The organism is Paracoccus sp. Arc7-R13 (genome assembly GCF_004010775.1).
Lineage (GTDB): Bacteria > Pseudomonadota > Alphaproteobacteria > Rhodobacterales > Rhodobacteraceae > Paracoccus > Paracoccus marcusii.
In genome coordinates this window covers 3,011,064-3,028,323 of record NZ_CP034810.1, presented here as the reverse complement: position 1 = coordinate 3,028,323, position 17,260 = coordinate 3,011,064, and the positions used below count along the sequence as shown (strand labels likewise).

Sequence of the window (17,260 nt, the reverse complement as noted above, 5' to 3'; positions counted from 1 at the left end):
GGCATGAGAACGGGGGGCGAATGCCCCCCGGTCGGTGGTCGGTGCGGGTCGGTCAGACCAGCGTGGCCTGGGTCGCGGCGCGGATCTCGTCCTCGGTGATGCCGTCGGCCAGCTGGACGATGCGCAGCCCGCCGGGCACCACGTCCAGGACACCCATGTTGGTGATGATCCGGTCGACCACGGCCTTGCCGGTCAGCGGCAGGGTGCAGGATTTCAGCACCTTGGACTCGCCCGCCTTGTTGGTGTGGTCCATGACCACGATCACGCGGCCCACGCCCGCGACCAGGTCCATCGCGCCGCCCATGCCCTTGACCAGCTTGCCGGGGATCATCCAGTTGGCCAGATCGCCCTCCTCCGAGACCTCCATCGCGCCCAGGATCGCCGCGGCGATCTTGCCGCCGCGGATCATGCCAAAGCTGGTGGCGCTGTCGAAATAGCTGGTGCGGGACAGTTCGGTGATGGTCTGCTTGCCGGCGTTGATCAGGTCGGGATCCTCGTCGCCCTCGAACGGAAAGGGGCCCATGCCCAGCATGCCGTTCTCGGACTGGAGCGTGATGTCCTTGTCGCCGACATAGTTCGCGACCAGGGTCGGGATGCCGATCCCCAGATTGACGTACCAGCCGTCTTCCAGCTCCTCGGCCGCGCGGGCGGCCATCTGGTTGCGGTCCCAGCCTTTTGCTGCCTCGGTCATCACACGGCCTCCTTCTTGCGGGTGGTGCGCTGTTCGATGCGCTTTTCGTGCGACCCCTGGATGATCCGGTGGACATAGATGCCGGGCAGGTGGATCAGGTCGGGGTCCAGGCTGCCGCGCGGGACGATCTCCTCGACCTCGGCGACGCAGATGCGGCCGCACATCGCGGCGGGCGGGTTGAAGTTGCGCGCGGTCTTGCGGAACACCAGGTTGCCGGTGTCGTCGGCCTTCCAGGCCTTGACGATGGACAGGTCGGCCACGATCCCGCGTTCCAGGATGTAGTCCTGGCCGTCGAAATTCTTGACCTCCTTGCCCTCGGCGATGACGGTGCCGACGCCGGTCTTGGTATAGAAGCCCGGGATGCCGGCGCCGCCCGCACGCATGCGTTCGGCCAGGGTGCCCTGCGGGTTGAACTCCAGGTCAAGCTCTCCGGACAGGTACTGGCGCATGAACTCGGCGTTCTCGCCGACATAGCTGCTGATCATCTTCCTGATCTGACGCGTGTCCAGCAGCTTGCCAAGGCCGAACCCGTCCACGCCGCAATTGTTGCTGGCGATGGTCAGATCCTTGACCTTGGATTCGACCAGGGCGTCGATCAGCAGCTCGGGGATGCCGCACAGGCCGAACCCCCCTGCCGCGATGAACATCCCGTCATGCAAAAGCCCGTCCAGAGCCTCGCCCGCAGTGGCATAGACCTTTTTCATCGGTCCTCCCGTCCTTGATCCCTTTATCGGCCCAAGTTGTTGCGTGCGCTGGCGCAAGTGTCAATCGCGGGGGCGGCGTGTTAGCGCCGCCACCCGGTCCTACTCGGCCTCGGGCTTGGCCGCGGCCTTTTTCGCGGCAGGCTTCTTGGCCGCGGGCTTCTTTGCCGCCGGTTTCTTGGCGGCAGGCTTCTTGGCGGCTGCCTTGGGCGCAGCCTTCTTGGCGGCCGGTTTCTTGGCCTTGGACGGCGATTTCGCAGCCTTGGCCGCGATCAGCTCCAGCGCCTGTTCGACGGTCAGATCCTCGGGGGTGACGTCGCGGGGCAGGGTCGCGTTGACCTTGGCCCATTTGACATAGGGGCCGTACTTGCCGCCCAGGATCTGGATCGGACCACCGTCCGGATGCTCTCCCAGCTCGCGCAGCGGTGCGGCCGCTGCGGCGCGGCCGCGGGTCTGCTTGGCGGCCAACACCTCGACCGCGCGGTTCATGCCGATGGTGAAGACCTCGTCGACATCGGCGATGTTGGCGTATTTCGACCCGTGCTTCACATAGGGGCCAAAGCGGCCGATCCCGGCCTCGATCAGCACCCCGTCCTCGGGGTGGGGACCGACGGGGCGGGGCAGGGCCAGCAGCTGCACGGCCTGGTCCAGGTCCAGGGTCGCGACCTCCCATCCCTTCGGGATCGACGCGCGGGGGGGCTTGGGGGCCTCCTCGGTCGCCTCGCCGCGCTGGACATAGGGACCGAAACGCCCGGTCTTGAGGCTGATCTGATCGCCCGCATCCTCTCCCAGCACGCGGTCGCCGATGGGCGCCTCTCCGTCCGGGGCGGACAGGGGGCGGGTATAGCGGCATTCCGGATAGTTGGTGCAGCCGATGAAGGCCCCACCCGACCGCGCGGTCTTGAGGTTCAGGCGGCCCTGACCGCACAGCGGGCATTCGCGCGGATCACCCCCATCCGCCCGGGGCGGATAGAGATGCGGCGCCAGCGCGTCGTCGATCGCCTCCAGCACCTCGGTGATGCGCAGCTCGGACGTGCCCTCCAGCGCTTTGGAGAAGTCCTTCCAGAAGCGGCTCAGAACCTCGCGCCACAGGCGGTCGCCGGCGCTGATCTCGTCCAGCTCGTTCTCCAGGTCGGCGGTGAAGTCATAGCTGACGTAACGCGGGAAATACTTCAGCAGGAAGATCGTGACCAACCGGCCCTTGTCCTCGGCGATCAGGCGGTTCTTGTCCTTGCGGACATATTCGCGGTCCTGGATCGTGGTGACGATGCTGGCATAGGTCGATGGGCGTCCGATGCCCAGCTCCTCCATCCGCTTGACCAGCGTGGCCTCGGTATAGCGCGGCGGGGGCTGGGTGAAATGCTGGCGCGCTGCGGCCTGGGCCTTGTCGCTGACCAAGAGGCCCGGCCCGGCCTTCAGCCCCGCGGGGGCCGCGACCGCGTCGCCGCCCTTCTCGCGGGCCTTGGCCAGTTCGTCGTCGAAGGCGTGGGCGACCAGACGCGCGGCCTCGCCCTCCGTGATCGCAGGCAGGCGGGCGCTGTCCTCTCCATCGTCGTCGTCGCGACCCTGGTCATAGACGCGCAGGAAGCCGTCGAACAGCATCACCTGGCCGGTGGCGCGCAGGCCCACCTGGCCGTCGGGGCTCTCGATCTCGACGGTGGTCCGCTCCATCCGGGCGGCCTCCATCTGGCTGGCGATGGTGCGCTTCCAGATCAGGTCATAGAGCCTGCGCTGGTCATCCGCGGTGACCTTGAGGCGGTCGGGCGACAGCATCATGTCCGTGGGACGGATGCATTCATGCGCCTCCTGCGCGTTCTTGGCCTTGTTCTTGTACATGCGGGGCGATTTCGGCAGGTAGGTCTCGCCGAACTTGGCCTTGATCGCGTCGCGGGCGGCCATCACGGCCTCGGGGGCCATGTCGATGCCGTCGGTCCGCATGTAGGTGATCAGCCCGGCCTCGTAGAGGCGCTGCGCCGCCGACATGCAGGCCTTCGCGCCCATGCCCATCTTGCGGCTGGCCTCCTGCTGCAGGGTCGAGGTCATGAAGGGCGGCCAGGGGTTGCGGCTGGCGGGCTTGGCGGCGACCGACGCGACTTTCAGGTCGCGGCTTGCTACCGCGCTCAGCGCCATCGCGGCCTGATCGGCGGCGGCCAAGTCGAACCGGTCCAGCTTCTTGCCGGCCAGCGACACCAGCGTGGCGTCGTATTCGTCGCCGCCCGGGGTCGCCAGGCGGGCATGGACCGACCAGTATTCGCGTGCCTTGAAGGCCTCGATCTCCATCTCGCGGTCGACGATCAGGCGCAGGCAGACGGACTGGACGCGGCCCGCCGACTTTGCGCCCGGCAGCTTGCGCCACAGGACCGGCGACAGCTTGAACCCCACCAGATAATCCAGCGCGCGGCGCGCCAGATAGGCGTCGACCAGCGGCTGGTCGATCTGGCGCGGCTTGGCCATCGCCTCGGTCACGGCGGTCTTGGTGATGGCGTTGAAGGTCACGCGGCTGACCGCGCTGCCCTTCTTCAGGGCCGGGGCCAGCGCCTCTAGCAGGTGCCAGCTGATCGCCTCGCCCTCGCGGTCGGGGTCGGTGGCCAGAATCAGCGTCTGGTCGTCCTTTAGCGCATCCTTGATCGCCTTGAGGTGCTTGCGGCTGTCGGCCGCGACCTCCCATTTCATGTCGAAATCATGGTCGGTGTCGACGCTGCCGTCCTTGGGCGGCAGGTCGCGGACATGGCCGAAGCTGGCCAGAACCCGATAGTCGGAACCCAGGTATTTCTCGATGGTCTTGGCCTTGGCCGGGGATTCGACGACGACGACGGGCATGATGACCTCGGACAACTGCAATGGGGCGGCAAGATGGGTGCCGGGCGGGGCAGTGTCAACGGGGGGTGACAGCACAAGACCGCAAGACGGGGGGTCAGGACAGCGCCAGACGCCCCCCGGCCAGCCGCGTGACGCGGCCCTGCAGTTCCAGCGACAGGATCACCGCGCTGGCCGTCGCCGCCGGCACGCCCAGATCGCGGATCAGGTCGTTCTCCTCGGTCGGAGAGGGGGACAGGCGCTGCAGAATGCGGCTTTCCAGCTGGATCGGACCGCCCTGGTCACGCGGCGGAGGCGGCAGGGGGTCGGGCGCGGCCATGGCGACGGGCGCGGGCAGGGGCCGGGTCTGCGCCAGCGCGTCGGCCACGTCCGCGGCGCTGCGCACCAGCGTCGCCCCGTCGCGGATCAGCGCGTTGCAGCCCGCCGCCCGTGCATCCATCGGATGTCCGGGCACGGCCATGACCTCTCGTCCCTGGTCCAGCGCGTTCCGGGCGGTGATCAGGGTGCCAGACCGTTGCGCGGCCTCGATCACCACGACGCCCTGTGACAGGCCTGACACGATGCGGTTGCGGGTCGGGAAATGCCGCGCCGCCGGTTCCGTGCCGGGCGGCTGTTCGGACACCAGCACGCCGCATTCCGCGATCCGCGCGGCCAGATCGGCATTTTCAGCCGGATAGATGACGTCGACGCCCCCGGCCATCACGGCGATGGTCCCGGTGGGCAGGGCCGCGGCATGGGCGGCGGTATCGACGCCGCGCGCCAGCCCGGCGGCCACGGTGAACCCGGCCTCTCCCAGCCCGGCGGCCATGCCGCGCGCCATGCGCAGCCCCAGGGACGATGCGTTGCGCGCCCCGATCACCGCCATCACGTCGCGCGACAGCCAGGCCGGGTCGCCCCGGACCCACAGGATCGCGGGGGCGCCGTCGATCTGGCGCAGGCTGTCGGGATAATCGGCGCTGTCATGGCGGACCAGCCGCGCCCCCGCCCGCCGACCGGCGGCCAGTTCAGCCGCGGCGACGCCTTCGGGGCAGACGGCATAGTCGGCGATGCCGGACTGGGCCGCGATCCCGGGCAGCGCCTCCAGCGCGGCGCGGGCGCTGCCATGTTCGGCGATCAGGCGGTGGAACGTGGTGGGGCCCACGCGGCGCGACCGGATCAGCCGCAGCACGGACAGGTCGTCGTCGACGGCCGAGGCGGGCAGGCCGAAACGGGCAGGGGCAAGGCCGATGGTCATGGGGCACCTTCTGCAGGACGGCCCCAGGATAGCCCCGTGGTGGTTAACAATCGGTTAGCGCGCGCCCTCAGGCGGCCGAGCCGCCGACCGTCAGGCCGCCGATCATCAGCGTGGGCTGGCCCACGCCGACGGGCACCCATTGCCCCTGCTTGCCGCAATTGCCGATGCCGGGGTCCAGCGCCATGTCGTTTCCGATGGCGCGCACCTGCTGCAGCGCGGTCGCCCCATCGCCGATCAGCGTCGCGCCGCGAATCGGGTCGCCGACGACACCGTTCCTGACGCGATAGGCCTCGGTGCAGCTGAAGACGAACTTGCCGTTGGTGATGTCCACCTGGCCGCCGCCGAAACCCACCGCATAGATGCCGTCGCGCAGGTCGGCCAGGATCGCCGCGGGATCCGCGTCGCCGCCCGGCATGAAGGTGTTGGTCATCCGCGGCATCGGGACATTCGCGAAGCTTTCGCGCCGGCCGTTGCCGGTGGGCGCCACGCCCATCAGCCGCGCGTTCTGGCGGTCCTGCATGTATCCGGTCAGGATGCCGTCCTCGATCAGCACGTTGCGGGCGGGCGGAGTGCCCTCGTCGTCGATGTTGATGCTGCCGCGGCGGCCCGCGATGGTGCCGTCATCGACCACGGTCACGCCGGGGGCCGCGACGCGCTGGCCCATCAGGCCCGCAAAGGCGGAGGCCTTCTTGCGGTTGAAATCACCCTCCAGCCCGTGGCCCACGGCCTCGTGCAGCAGGATGCCGGGCCAGCCCGGCCCCAGCACGACGTCCATCACCCCCGCCGGCGCGGGGACCGACCGCAGGTTGACCAGGGCGATGCGCAGCGCCTCGTGGACCAGTCCCTGCCAATGGTCGGGGGCCATCAGCTGTTCCAGCCCGTGACGTCCGCCGCCGCCCGCGCTGCCGCTTTCGCGGCGATCGTTGTTCTCGACGATCACCGCGACGTTCAGGCGCGCCATGGGGCGGATGTCGGTGGCAAGTCCGCCCTCGGGGCGCAGGATGGCGATCTCCTGCAGGCTGCTGCCCATGGAGATGGTCACCTGCACCACCCGCGGGTCCAGCGCGCGGGCAAAGGCGTCGATCTCGCGCAGCAGCGCGATGCGGCGGGCGGTCGAGATGCCCTCGGCCGGGTCGATCGCAGGATAGAGGTTCACCGGCTCCATCGCGGGGCGCATCGCAGCCGTTCCGCCGCCGCGGCCCACGGCCAGGCGCGCGGTCTCGGCCGCGCGGCGCAGCGCGGCCTCGGAGATGTCGGTCGAATGGGCATAGCCCGTGACCTCGCCCAGCACTGCGCGCAGGCCGAAGCCACGCCCGGCCATGAAGCTGGAATTGCGCAGCCGGCCATCGTCGAAGACCAGCGATTCCTGCTGGCTGCGTTCCAGGAACAGCTCTCCGTCATCGGCGCCGGCCACCGCATCGCGCAGGATCCGCAGCGCGCCGTCCCGGTCCAGATCGGTCGAGAACGGGTCGAAGGACGGGCGGGTCATGGCGGATCTCCTGGCGGTTGGCGGGCGGGGACGGGCCTTTGGACGGGCGCGGCAGGGGGTCGCGTTTCCTTCGGGCGGGGAAATGCTGTAGGTATGTCTTGCCCGTAAGGGCGAGATATGGTCATAGAACGGTCACTGTGAAAGGAAAAGGGGCAGCCTCCCGGCAGCCCCTGCGGTCATTGGGGCCGGGCCACTGCAACGGGATGGAATGATGGCAAAAGCGATGATGGGCCGTGCATTCGCGGCAGCGACAGGGTTCGCGACGGCGGGCATGTTGGCCGGGACTGCGATGGCACAGGACGTGCTGGGCGATCTGCCCACGATCGGCAAGCCGGTCGCAAGGGGCATGGGCTTTCAGCCGGCGTCCACGGAACTGGCGCGCGATCAGCAATGGCTGGACCATTTCGTGCTGATCATCATCACGGTCGTGACGGTCTTCGTCTGCCTGCTGCTGCTGTTCGTGATCTTCCGGTTCAACGCCAAAGCGAACCCGGTGCCCGCGAAATACACCCACAACACCCCGCTGGAGATCGGCTGGACCCTGGTCCCGGTGCTGATCCTGGTGGCCATCGGCGCCTTCTCCCTGCCGATCCTGTTCCGCAGCCAGGAGATGCCGGAAAATCCCGATGTCGTGATCAAGGCCACCGGCCACCAGTGGTACTGGTCCTATGAATATCCCGACAACGGCATCGCATTCGATTCGCTGATGCTGCCCGAGGAGGAGCTGGCCGAGAACGGCTATGCCCCCGACGAATACCTGCTGGCGACCGATACCACGGTAGTCGTGCCCGTCGGCCAGACCGTGCTGCTGCAGGTGACCGCCAGCGACGTGATCCATTCCTGGACCATCCCGGCCTTTGCTGTGAAGCAGGACGCCGTTCCGGGCCGCATCGCCCAGGCCTGGTTCAACGTCGAGCAGGAAGGCACCTATTTCGGCCAGTGCAGCGAGCTGTGCGGCATCAACCACGCCTACATGCCGATCGTCGTCAAGGCCGTCAGCCCCGAAGTCTATGCGGCTTGGGTCGCCGAGCAGGGCGGCACCATGGGCGACGAACCCGCACCGACCGCCAGCCTGGACGGGGCGGCCAAGGTCGACCTGGCCCGCGCCGACTGAGGTCGGACCCACCCAGGCCCGTGGCGGCATCCTGCCGGCACGGCCAAGGAACAAAGATTGCAGGCGCGATGACCGATATCAACGCATATGACGCCGCCCCCGAGGGCGAGTTCCGCGATTACGTCGCGCTGCTGAAGCCGCGTGTGATGTCGCTGGTCGTGTTCACCGCCTTTGTCGGTCTGTTCGTCGCCCCCGTCGACGTGCATCCCTTCATTGCCTTCTGCTCGGTGCTGTTCATCGCCTTGGGCGGCGGCGCCTCGGGCGCGCTGAACATGTGGTACGACCGCGACATCGACGCGATCATGAATCGTACCCAAAGCCGCCCCATCCCGTCGGGCCGGGTCGAGCACAGCGCGGCCCTGGGCCTGGGGCTGGTCCTGTCGATCATCTCGGTCATGATGCTGGGCCTGGTGGCGAACTGGTTCGCGGCCGGGTTCCTGGCCTTCACCATCTTCTTCTATGCCGTCGTCTATACGGTCTGGCTGAAGCGCTGGACGCCCCAGAACATCGTCATCGGCGGCGCCGCGGGCGCCTTTCCCCCGATGATCGGATGGGCCTGCGCGACCGGCGGGATCAGCATCGAATCGCTTCTGATGTTCGCCCTGGTCTTCTTCTGGACGCCGCCCCATTTCTGGGCGCTGGCGCTGTTCATGAAGGAGGACTATCACAACGCGGGCGTCCCGATGCTGACCGTGACCCACGGTCGCCGCGCCGCGCGTCGCCACATCTTCGCCTATACGCTGGTCCTGGCGCCCTTCGCGCTGTGGCTGGGCGTGACCTCGGTCGGCGGGCCGCTCTACATGGCGGTCGCGGTCGTGCTGAACGCGGCCTTCATCCGCGGCGGCTGGCAGGTTCTGCGCCGCGACGAGGACGCCGCGATCGCCGACGGTTATCTGGTCGAACGGCGCGTCTTCAAGCTGTCGCTCTATTACCTGTTCCTGCATTTCCTGGCCCTGCTGGTGCAGAGCTGGATGGGAGGCTGGTGATGGCCCTGCGCACCGAACACGAGATCCACCGCCGCCGCCGGTCCCGCAACGTGGGGCTGGGCATCGTGCTGCTGGGCTTTGTCGCGCTGGTCTTTGGCCTGACCGTGGTCAAGGTCCAGGAGGGCGGCTTGGTCGAGGGTTTCGACCACCAGCCGCGCGTGTCGCTGACCCCGATGGAACCGCAGGCCCCGGCCCAGGGCCAGGCCCCCGTGCAGGAGGTGACCGAATGAAGCGTCTGAGCCCCGAGGGCCGCACCGTCGCGATGCTGCTGGGCGTCGTCGTCACGATGGGCGCGCTGGCCTGGGCCGCCGTGCCCTTCTATGACTGGTTCTGCCGGGTGACCGGGTTCGGCGGCACCACGCAGGTGTCCGAGACCGCATCGGACCAGATCCTGGACGAGGTCGTGCGCGTCCGGTTCGACGCCAACACCGATTCCAACCTGGAATGGACCTTCCGCCCGATGCAGGCCCGCATGGACCTGAAGATCGGCGAAAGCGGTCTGGCCTTCTACGAGGCCGTGAACGATTCCGACGTGCCGCTGACCGGAACGGCCAGCTACAACGTCGCCCCCGAGGTCTCGGGCTATTACTTCATCAAGGTCGAGTGCTTCTGCTTCACCGAGCAGACGCTGCAGCCGGGTGAACGGGTCGAGATGCCGGTCAGCTTCTACGTGGACCCCGAGCTGGTGGACGACCGCGACGCCGGTCATGTCCGCGACATCACGCTGTCCTATACCTTCCATCGGACCGAGCCGCGCAGCGCTGCGCTTGACAGCGGCGCGGCCGACACCATCAACTAAGACGAATACACGAGGGAGCCGACGGGGATCCGACATGGCGCACGCAAAGAACCACGACTATCACATCCTACCGGCCTCGGTCTGGCCGTTCCTGACCGCGATCGCGGTCTTCGTCATGCTGTTCGGCGCCGTGGCCTGGATGTCCGGAGAGGTGACCGTCATGGGCGTGCCGGTGACCGGCCCCTGGATGTTCGCGATCGGCCTGGTCGGCACCTTCTACGTGGCCTTCGCCTGGTGGGCCGACATGGTGCGCGAGGCCGAGCAGGGCGACCACACTCCGGTGGTCCGCATCGGCCTGCAGTACGGCTTCATCCTGTTCGTGATGTCCGAGGCGATGCTGTTCGTGTCGCTGTTCTGGAACTTCATCAAGCACGCGATGTACCCGATGGGCGAGAACAGCCCCATCACCGACGGCGTCTGGCCGCCGCAGGGCATCGAGACCTTCGACCCCTGGCACCTGCCGTTCATCAACACGCTGATCCTGCTTCTGTCGGGCGTGGCCGTGACTTGGGCGCACCATGCCTGGGCGCATGAGGGTGACCGCCGCACCACCATCAACGGCCTGGCGATCGCCGTGGTCCTGGGCCTGGTCTTCACCGGCCTGCAGGCCTACGAATACAGCCACGCGGCCTTTGGTCTGGCCGACACGGCCTATGCGGCGGCCTTCTACATCGCGACGGGTTTCCACGGCCTGCACGTGATCATCGGGACGATCTTCCTGGCCGTCTGCCTGCTGCGCTTCCAGAAGGGCCAGATGACCAAGGACCAGCATCTGGGGTTCGAGGCCGCCGCCTGGTACTGGCACTTCGTCGACGTGATCTGGCTGGTGCTGTTCGCCGTCATCTATGTCTGGGGCAGCTGATCCCCGACGGTGACCGTTCAAGGCGCGCGGGGCGATCGTCCCGCGCGTTTTTCGTTGTCCTTGCCCCCCGGAGCGCCCCATGCGCCGCTATCTGTTTCCCGTAATCCTCGGCGTCGTCGGCTGTGCCGTCCTGATCTATCTGGGGCTGTGGCAGCTGGACCGCCGCGCCTGGAAGGAGGACATGCTGGCAGACATCACCGCGGGCATTCAGGCCGATCCCGTGCCCTTGCCGGACGCGATCGACCCGTCGATGAAATACCTGCCGGTGACGGTCAGCGGCACCACCACCGGGGCCGAGATCGACGTGCTGTCCCACACCCGCGAACAGGGCGCCGGCTATCAGATCGTGTCGCGCTTCGTCACCGATGACGGCCGCGCGATCCTGCTGGACCGGGGCTTCGTCCCGCAGGAGGCGCGGCGCATCGACCGGCCCCCCGTCCGCCTGCAGGTGACGGGAAACCTGCACTGGCCGCAGGATGCCAGCAGTTCTACCCCGGCGCCGAACATGGACGAGAACATCTGGTTCGCCCGCGACGTGGACGCGATGGCCCTGACGCTGGACACGCTGCCCGTGCTGGTCGTGGCCAGCGCCGTCGAGGGCGACAACCAGGGCGCCCGTCCCCTGCCGGTGGCCATCGAGGGGATTCCCAACAACCACCTGTCCTATGCGGTGCAGTGGTTCCTAATCGCGGCCACTTGGGCGGTGATGACACTGGCGCTGATCTGGCGTATCAGGCAGCGCAGCTACTGAAGGATTTCCGATGCGTTACGTCTCGACGCGGGGCCAGGCCCCGGTGCTGAATTTCGAACAGGCCATGCTGTCGGGGCTGGCGCGCGACGGGGGCCTGTACCTGCCAGAGACGATCCTGGCCTTCGCGGGGTTGGAGCAGCTGGACGGCCTGTCATACGAGGAGGTGGCCTTCCGCGTGGTGCGCCCCTTCACCGGCGACAGCTTCAGCGATGACGAACTGCGCGGCGCCATCGACCGCGCCTATGCGCGCATCAGCCACGATGCCCGCGCGCCGCTGGTCCAGCTGGCCCCCGGCCATCACCTGCTGGAGCTGTTCCACGGGCCCACGCTGGCCTTCAAGGATTTCGCGATGCAATTGATCGCGCAGCTGTTCCAGATCGCCCTGACGCGGTCGGGCCAGCGGATCACCATCGTGGGCGCCACCTCCGGCGACACCGGATCGGCCGCCATCGAGGCCTTCCGCGGCATCGACAACGTGGACGTGTTCATCATGTATCCGCATGGCCGCGTGTCCGAGGTCCAGCGCCGCCAGATGACCACGCCCCCCGCCGCCAACGTCCATGCGCTGGCCGTGACCGGGCATTTCGACGACTGCCAGGCGCGGCTCAAGGACCTGTTCAACGACCATGCCTTCCGCGACGGGGTGGGGCTTGCGGGCGTGAACAGCATCAACTGGGCCCGCGTCGTGGCGCAGATCGTCTATTACTTCACCGCAACCGCGTCGCTTGGCATGCGGCCCACCGATTTCTGCGTGCCGACGGGCAATTTCGGCGACATCTTCGCGGGCTCCATCGCGCGCCGGATGGGCCTGCCGATCCGCCGTCTGATCGTCGCCACGAACCAGAACGACATCCTGCACCGCGCGCTGACCAGCGGCGAATACCGCATGGGCGCGGTCGAGCCCTCGATCAGCCCGTCGATGGACATCCAGGTCAGCTCGAACTTCGAACGCGCGCTGTATCTGGCCTACGGCCAGGACGCGGGCGCGATCCGGCAGCTGATGGAGGAGCTGAAACAGGGCGGCTTCGCGATCAGCCAGGGCGCGCTGGAGGCCCTGCGCGAGCAATACGCCTCGGGCCGCGTCTCCGAGGAGGAGACGCTGGACACGATCCGCGCCATGCGCGAGCGCACCGGAGAGATCCTGTGCCCGCACAGCGCCGTGGGCGTCGCCGTGGCCGAGCGCCATCTGGAGCCCGGCGTGCCGATGGTCACGCTTGCCACCGCCCATCCGGCCAAGTTCCCCGACGCGGTGGAACGCGCCATCGGCCACCGCCCCGGCCTGCCGCCGCATATGGCGGACCTGTTCGACCTGCCCGAGCGCCTGACCCGGGTTGAAAACGACGTGGACGCGCTTAAGTCCCTGATCCTTGAACGGAGGACCGCGTGAGCCAAGACCCCACCCCGCGCCTGACAACGCTGCCCAACGGGCTACGCATCGTGACCCGGCAGATGCCCGGCCTGCATTCGGCGGCCCTGGGCATCTGGGTCAGCGCGGGCGGGCGCAATGAACGCGCCGACCAGAACGGCATCGCGCATTTCCTGGAGCACATGGCCTTCAAGGGCACCGCAACCCGCAGCGCGCTGCAGATCGCCGAGGCGATCGAGGATGTGGGCGGCTATATCAACGCCTATACCTCGCGCGATGCGACGGCCTATTACGTCCGCGTGCTGGAGGATGACGTCGATCTGGCCTTCGACGTGATCAGCGATATCGTCCTGAGCCCCGTCTTCGACGAACGCGAGATCGAGGTCGAGCGCGGCGTGATCCTGCAGGAGATCGGGCAGTCGCTGGACACGCCCGACGACATCATCTTCGACTGGCTTCAGGAGGCCGCCTATCCGGACCAGCCGATGGGCCGCACCATCCTGGGCCCCGCTGAACGCGTCAGCAGCTTTGGCCGCGCCGATCTGGCCGGTTTCGTGACCGAGAATTACGGCCCCGGCCAGATGGTCGTGGCCGCCGCGGGATCGGTCGATCACGACCGCATCGTGCGGTTGGCCGAAAAGGTGCTGGGCCATATCGTGCCGCGTCCTCAGGGTCCGCGCGAACAGGCCCGCTGGCAGGGGCTGGAGAGCCGGACCGTCAAGCCGCTGGAGCAGGCGCATTTCGCGCTGGCGCTAGAGGGGCCGGGTTACCTGGCGCCCGATTTCTATGCCGCCCAGATCTTCTCCTCGGCGCTTGGCGGGGGGATGTCGTCGCGGCTGTTCCAGAAGATCCGCGAGGAGCGCGGGCTGTGCTATACGATCTTCGCGCAGTCGGGTTTTCATGACGACACGGGCATGCTGACCATTTATGCCGGTACCGGCGCCGAGGATCTGGGCGATCTGGCGACCCTGACCATCGACGAGGTCCGTCGTGCGGCCGACGACATGTCCGAGGCCGAGATCGCCCGCGCCAAGGCGCAGCTGCGGGCGGGACTGTTGATGGGGCTGGAAAGCCCGTCGGGCCAGGCCGAACGCATGGCGCGCAGCCTGGCGATCTGGGGCCGCGTCCCGGACCCGGCCGAGGTTGCCGAACGCATCGTCGCGGTCACCGCCGCGGACGTGCGCGCGCATGCCGAGGCGCTGCTGGCCAATGCCCGCCCGGCGCTGGCGCTTTATGGTCCGGTGGACGGTGCGCCGTCGCGCGAGGCCCTGGCTGAACGGCTGGCCGCATGATCCTGGCGCGGCGCCGTGCCTTTCGGCTGGATACCGAACGCATCGCGCTGCGCCTGCCATTGCATTCCGATTTCAGCGCGTGGCGGACGCTGCGCAATGACAGCCGCGCCTTTCTGACCCCGTGGGAGCCGGTCTGGTCCCCTGACCATCTGTCACGCAAGAGCTTCACCAACCGCGTCTATTGGGCGGCCCGTTCGGCGCGGGCGGGCACGGCCTTTCCGCTGTTCCTGGTCCATCGCGACGGCACGTTGCTGGGCGCGATCACGCTGGACAACATCCGCCGCGGCCCCGCGCAATCGGGCACCATCGGATACTGGATCGGGCAGGAGCATGCCCGACATGGCTATATGCGCGAGGCGATCGGGGCGCTGGTGCATCACGCCTTCACCGCGCTGGACCTGAGCCGAATCGAGGCCGCCTGCCTGCCCGAGAATGCCGCATCGCGGGGCGTGCTGGAACGGTCGGGCTTCAAGTACGAGGGCGTGGCCCAGAGCTATCTGCAGATCGACGGTCGCTGGCGCAACCATGTGCTTTACGCCAACCTGCGCAGTGACCGGCGCGGAAAGACCGAGGTGCGCTGATGCTGATCCCCGCCGACAAGACCCTGGCCGCGGCCCTGCCCGCGGGCGTGCTGCGCGACCCGTCCCCCGCCTATACCGAGGAACCGCGGGGCCGGTATCACGGGCAGGCGGGCCTGGTCGCGGCGCCCCGCGACACGCAGGAATGCGCCGCGATCATCCGCGCCTGTGCAGAGGCGCGCGTCCCGGTGGTGCCGCGCGGTGGGGGCACCGGGCTGGTCGGGGGGCAGGTGATGACGGACGGTCCCGCGCCCCTAATCCTGTCGATGGAGCGGATGACAGCGATTCGCGACACCTTTGCCGAGGAAGGGGTGATGATCGCCGAATCGGGCGTGACGCTGCAGGCGGCGCGGCAGGCGGCGGCGGGTGTGGGACGGCAGTTCCCGCTGTCGCTGGCCTCGCAGGGCTCAGCCCAGATCGGTGGCGTGCTGTCGACCAATGCGGGGGGCGTGAACGTTTTGCGATACGGCAATGCCCGCGCGCTGTGCCTGGGTCTGGAGGCGGTGCTTCCCGACGGGTCGGTGATGCACGACCTGAAGCGCCTGCGGAAGGACAACACTGGATACGACCTGCGCGACCTGCTGATCGGGGCCGAGGGGACGTTGGGCATCATCACCGCCGCGTCGCTGGTCCTGGCGCCGGTGCCTGCAGAGACCGGGGTCGCGATGCTGATCGTGGACAGCCCCGCCGCCGCCCTGTCGCTGCTGTCACTGGCGCAGGCCCGCATGGCGGGCGGCGTCACGGCCTTCGAACTGATCTCGGGCCAGAGCCTGCATTTCCTGGACGCGGCCTTTCCTGACATGCGCCAGCCGTTCGACACGCGGCCCGACTGGCTGGTTCTGATCGAGGTCGGCCTGCCCGCGGGCCTGTCGGCCGACGCGGCGCTGGAGGGGCTGTTCACCGCGGGGACCGAGGCCGGTCTGGTCCATGACGGCGTCATCGCGCAATCGGGCCAGCAGGGCGCGGACCTGTGGGCGCTGCGCGAGCATATCCCGCTGGCCAACCGGCACATCGGCGCGATCGCCAGCCATGACATCAGCCTGCCTCTGTCCGAGGTCGCCCGCTTCATCGACGATGCCAGGGCCTGGCTGGCGGGGCAGGGGGACATGCGCGTCAACTGCTTCGGCCATCTGGGCGACGGCAACCTGCATTACAACCTGTTCCCGGCGGCGGGCCGAACCCACGACGACTACGAAACCATCCGCCGCGACCTTTCGCGCAGGCTGCACGAAATGGTCGTGGCGCGTGGCGGGTCGTTCTCGGCCGAACATGGCGTGGGGCGGCTCAAGGCCGCCGATCTGGCGCGGTGGGGCGATCCGGCGCGGCTGGCGGCGATGCGGGCGATCAAGGGGGCGCTGGACCCCCTTGGCATCATGAACCCCGGCGCGGTGCTGGCCTAGGCGCCTTCGAAGTCGCAGAGCGCGTGGACCGGCATGTCCATGCCCTCCAGCACGCGGCGCCCGCCCAGTTCGGGCAGGTCGATCACGAAGGCGCAGCCGATGACCTCGGCGCCAAGGCGGCGGCACAGCGTGATCGCCGCCGCCGCCGTGCCGCCGGTGGCCAGCAGGTCGTCCACGATCAGGACCTTTTCGCCGGGCTTCAGCGCGTCGTCATGAATCTCCATGATCGCCTCGCCATATTCCAGCTGATAGGCCTCGGAGATGACGGTGCCGGGCAGCTTGCCTTTCTTGCGGATCGGCACGAAGCCGGTCGACAGCTGATGCGCCACCGCGCCGCCCAGGATGAAGCCGCGCGCCTCAAGGCCCACGACCTTGTCGATGCGGGTCCCGGCATAGGCGTGCAGGATCTGGTCCACCGCCATGCGGAACCCGCGCGCATCCGCGAACAGCGTAGTCACGTCGCGGAAGATGATCCCCTCATGCGGGAAATCATGGATGGAGCGGACATAGTCCTTGACGGTGCGGCTCATGCAGGGCGGTCCATTTCGAAAAGATCGGTCACCGCGGCATAATCCTTGTATCCCAGACGCGCAATCCAGCCGCCCGCGGCACGCGGATCGAACCGCCCGTCCACGACGCAATCGTCGCGCATGTGGATGCCGGTCACCACGCCGAAAACGGCAAAGTTCGCCTGGCCGGCCAGCGGCACGATCTGGGTCATGCGGCATTCCAACGCCGCCGCGGCGCCCGCCACGCGCGGACAGTCGATGGTGGTGCAATCGGCGGCCTCGATCCCGGCGGCTGCGAATTCGCTGGCCCCCGCGGGCAGCGGGGCCGATGTCGCGTTGACCGCGTCGCGCAGATCGCCCGTGGCGATGTTCACGCAGAAAACGCCGGTCTCGATGATCTGGGCCACGCTGTCCTTGGTGCCGGGTCGGTCGCCCTTGGCACCGGTAGAGGCGAACATCACCTGCGGCGGGACATAGGCCACGGCGTTGAAGAAGGAGTAGGGCGCCAGGTTGTCGCCCTGCGACCCGCGGGTCGAGATCCAGCCGATCGGGCGGGGGGCGATGATCGCGTTGAAGGGATTGTGCGGCAGGCCGTGTCCGGCTTCGGGGCGATAGAACATGGGCGGCCTCCTTGTGGGTTCGGGCGCCAACCTGCCCCGCTTTTTCGCGCG

17 protein-coding genes are annotated in these 17,260 nt (G+C 68.2%); 10 read left to right on the top strand and 7 right to left on the bottom strand.

The window, feature by feature from the left end; translation table 11 throughout:
- Positions 1-52: 52 nt before the first annotated feature.
- From EOJ32_RS15050 to tldD, 5 genes are all read right to left on the bottom strand, one after another.
- On the bottom strand, positions 53-691 hold the full coding sequence (locus tag EOJ32_RS15050; protein ID WP_046001381.1) for a 3-oxoacid CoA-transferase subunit B: 639 nt from the start codon (positions 689-691) through the stop codon (positions 53-55).
- Positions 691-1,395, bottom strand: a complete 705-nt coding sequence (locus EOJ32_RS15045) for a CoA transferase subunit A (protein WP_127899100.1) — start codon at positions 1,393-1,395, stop codon at positions 691-693. Before EOJ32_RS15045 ends, EOJ32_RS15050 begins: the two co-directional genes overlap by 1 nt.
- A 99-nt stretch (positions 1,396-1,494) precedes the next feature.
- Positions 1,495-4,212, bottom strand: a complete 2,718-nt coding sequence (gene topA / locus EOJ32_RS15040) for a type I DNA topoisomerase (RefSeq protein ID WP_127899099.1) — start codon at positions 4,210-4,212, stop codon at positions 1,495-1,497.
- 94 nt (positions 4,213-4,306) lie between these two features.
- Complete coding sequence (dprA, locus tag EOJ32_RS15035) at positions 4,307-5,443, bottom strand: DNA-processing protein DprA (RefSeq protein WP_127899098.1); 1,137 nt, start codon at positions 5,441-5,443, stop codon at positions 4,307-4,309.
- Between the two features lie 67 nt (positions 5,444-5,510).
- Positions 5,511-6,932 carry a metalloprotease TldD gene (gene tldD, locus EOJ32_RS15030; RefSeq protein ID WP_127899097.1) on the bottom strand — a complete coding sequence of 474 codons (1,422 nt, stop codon included), beginning with the start codon at positions 6,930-6,932 and terminating at the stop codon, positions 5,511-5,513.
- Between the two features lie 208 nt (positions 6,933-7,140).
- Here tldD and coxB point away from each other — a divergent pair, with 208 nt between their 5' ends.
- The 10 genes from coxB (at position 7,141) to EOJ32_RS14980 (ending at position 16,080) form a co-directional block, all read left to right on the top strand.
- On the top strand, positions 7,141-8,046 hold the full coding sequence (gene coxB, locus EOJ32_RS15025; protein ID WP_084693889.1) for a cytochrome c oxidase subunit II: 906 nt from the start codon (positions 7,141-7,143) through the stop codon (positions 8,044-8,046).
- A 68-nt stretch (positions 8,047-8,114) separates the two neighbouring features.
- Positions 8,115-9,032 carry a heme o synthase gene (cyoE, locus tag EOJ32_RS15020; protein ID WP_046001386.1) on the top strand — a complete coding sequence of 306 codons (918 nt, stop codon included), beginning with the start codon at positions 8,115-8,117 and terminating at the stop codon, positions 9,030-9,032.
- Positions 9,032-9,262 carry a hypothetical protein gene (locus EOJ32_RS15015; RefSeq protein ID WP_046001387.1) on the top strand — a complete coding sequence of 77 codons (231 nt, stop codon included), beginning with the start codon at positions 9,032-9,034 and terminating at the stop codon, positions 9,260-9,262. The genes cyoE and EOJ32_RS15015 overlap by 1 nt, the downstream gene beginning before the upstream one ends.
- A complete protein-coding gene (locus tag EOJ32_RS15010; RefSeq protein WP_127899096.1) occupies positions 9,259-9,831 on the top strand; it encodes a cytochrome c oxidase assembly protein in 573 nt (190 codons plus the stop codon). The genes EOJ32_RS15015 and EOJ32_RS15010 overlap by 4 nt, the downstream gene beginning before the upstream one ends.
- A 34-nt stretch (positions 9,832-9,865) precedes the next feature.
- Complete coding sequence (locus EOJ32_RS15005) at positions 9,866-10,693, top strand: cytochrome c oxidase subunit 3 (RefSeq protein ID WP_045982855.1); 828 nt, start codon at positions 9,866-9,868, stop codon at positions 10,691-10,693.
- A gap of 79 nt (positions 10,694-10,772) precedes the next feature.
- Positions 10,773-11,444, top strand: coding sequence for an SURF1 family protein (locus EOJ32_RS15000; protein WP_127899095.1), 672 nt, complete (start codon positions 10,773-10,775; stop codon positions 11,442-11,444).
- Between the two features lie 10 nt (positions 11,445-11,454).
- Positions 11,455-12,831, top strand: a complete 1,377-nt coding sequence (thrC, locus tag EOJ32_RS14995; protein ID WP_127899094.1) for a threonine synthase — start codon at positions 11,455-11,457, stop codon at positions 12,829-12,831.
- Between the two features lie 62 nt (positions 12,832-12,893).
- Positions 12,894-14,102 carry a pitrilysin family protein gene (locus tag EOJ32_RS14990; protein ID WP_127899421.1) on the top strand — a complete coding sequence of 403 codons (1,209 nt, stop codon included), beginning with the start codon at positions 12,894-12,896 and terminating at the stop codon, positions 14,100-14,102.
- Positions 14,102-14,683 carry a GNAT family N-acetyltransferase gene (locus EOJ32_RS14985; protein WP_127899420.1) on the top strand — a complete coding sequence of 194 codons (582 nt, stop codon included), beginning with the start codon at positions 14,102-14,104 and terminating at the stop codon, positions 14,681-14,683. Before EOJ32_RS14990 ends, EOJ32_RS14985 begins: the two co-directional genes overlap by 1 nt.
- Positions 14,683-16,080 carry an FAD-binding oxidoreductase gene (locus EOJ32_RS14980; protein WP_127899093.1) on the top strand — a complete coding sequence of 466 codons (1,398 nt, stop codon included), beginning with the start codon at positions 14,683-14,685 and terminating at the stop codon, positions 16,078-16,080. The genes EOJ32_RS14985 and EOJ32_RS14980 overlap by 1 nt, the downstream gene beginning before the upstream one ends.
- Here EOJ32_RS14980 and EOJ32_RS14975 read toward each other — a convergent pair.
- Together EOJ32_RS14975 and EOJ32_RS14970 are read right to left on the bottom strand one after the other, a co-directional pair.
- On the bottom strand, positions 16,077-16,610 hold the full coding sequence (locus EOJ32_RS14975; protein WP_127899092.1) for an adenine phosphoribosyltransferase: 534 nt from the start codon (positions 16,608-16,610) through the stop codon (positions 16,077-16,079). The two genes, EOJ32_RS14980 and EOJ32_RS14975, sit on opposite strands and share 4 nt — an antisense overlap.
- On the bottom strand, positions 16,607-17,209 hold the full coding sequence (locus EOJ32_RS14970) for a flavin reductase family protein (RefSeq protein WP_045982860.1): 603 nt from the start codon (positions 17,207-17,209) through the stop codon (positions 16,607-16,609). The genes EOJ32_RS14975 and EOJ32_RS14970 overlap by 4 nt, the downstream gene beginning before the upstream one ends.
- Between the last annotated feature and the right edge of the window lie 51 nt (positions 17,210-17,260).

Excerpts from the sequence above, each read along its gene's own strand:
- EOJ32_RS15050 (WP_046001381.1), bottom strand. The coding sequence starts at position 691 with ATGACCGAGGCAGCAAAAGGCTGGGACCGCAACCAGATGGCCGCCCGC.
- EOJ32_RS15045 (WP_127899100.1), bottom strand. The coding sequence starts at position 1,395 with ATGAAAAAGGTCTATGCCACTGCGGGCGAGGCTCTGGACGGGCTTTTG.
- topA (WP_127899099.1), bottom strand. The coding sequence starts at position 4,212 with ATGCCCGTCGTCGTCGTCGAATCCCCGGCCAAGGCCAAGACCATCGAG.
- dprA (WP_127899098.1), bottom strand. The coding sequence starts at position 5,443 with ATGACCATCGGCCTTGCCCCTGCCCGTTTCGGCCTGCCCGCCTCGGCC.
- tldD (WP_127899097.1), bottom strand. The coding sequence starts at position 6,932 with ATGACCCGCCCGTCCTTCGACCCGTTCTCGACCGATCTGGACCGGGAC.
- coxB (WP_084693889.1), top strand. The coding sequence starts at position 7,141 with ATGATGGCAAAAGCGATGATGGGCCGTGCATTCGCGGCAGCGACAGGG.
- cyoE (WP_046001386.1), top strand. The coding sequence starts at position 8,115 with ATGACCGATATCAACGCATATGACGCCGCCCCCGAGGGCGAGTTCCGC.
- EOJ32_RS15015 (WP_046001387.1), top strand. The coding sequence starts at position 9,032 with ATGGCCCTGCGCACCGAACACGAGATCCACCGCCGCCGCCGGTCCCGC.
- EOJ32_RS15010 (WP_127899096.1), top strand. The coding sequence starts at position 9,259 with ATGAAGCGTCTGAGCCCCGAGGGCCGCACCGTCGCGATGCTGCTGGGC.
- EOJ32_RS15005 (WP_045982855.1), top strand. The coding sequence starts at position 9,866 with ATGGCGCACGCAAAGAACCACGACTATCACATCCTACCGGCCTCGGTC.
- EOJ32_RS15000 (WP_127899095.1), top strand. The coding sequence starts at position 10,773 with ATGCGCCGCTATCTGTTTCCCGTAATCCTCGGCGTCGTCGGCTGTGCC.
- thrC (WP_127899094.1), top strand. The coding sequence starts at position 11,455 with ATGCGTTACGTCTCGACGCGGGGCCAGGCCCCGGTGCTGAATTTCGAA.
- EOJ32_RS14990 (WP_127899421.1), top strand. The coding sequence starts at position 12,894 with ATGCCCGGCCTGCATTCGGCGGCCCTGGGCATCTGGGTCAGCGCGGGC.
- EOJ32_RS14980 (WP_127899093.1), top strand. The coding sequence starts at position 14,683 with ATGCTGATCCCCGCCGACAAGACCCTGGCCGCGGCCCTGCCCGCGGGC.
- EOJ32_RS14975 (WP_127899092.1), bottom strand. The coding sequence starts at position 16,610 with ATGAGCCGCACCGTCAAGGACTATGTCCGCTCCATCCATGATTTCCCG.
- EOJ32_RS14970 (WP_045982860.1), bottom strand. The coding sequence starts at position 17,209 with ATGTTCTATCGCCCCGAAGCCGGACACGGCCTGCCGCACAATCCCTTC.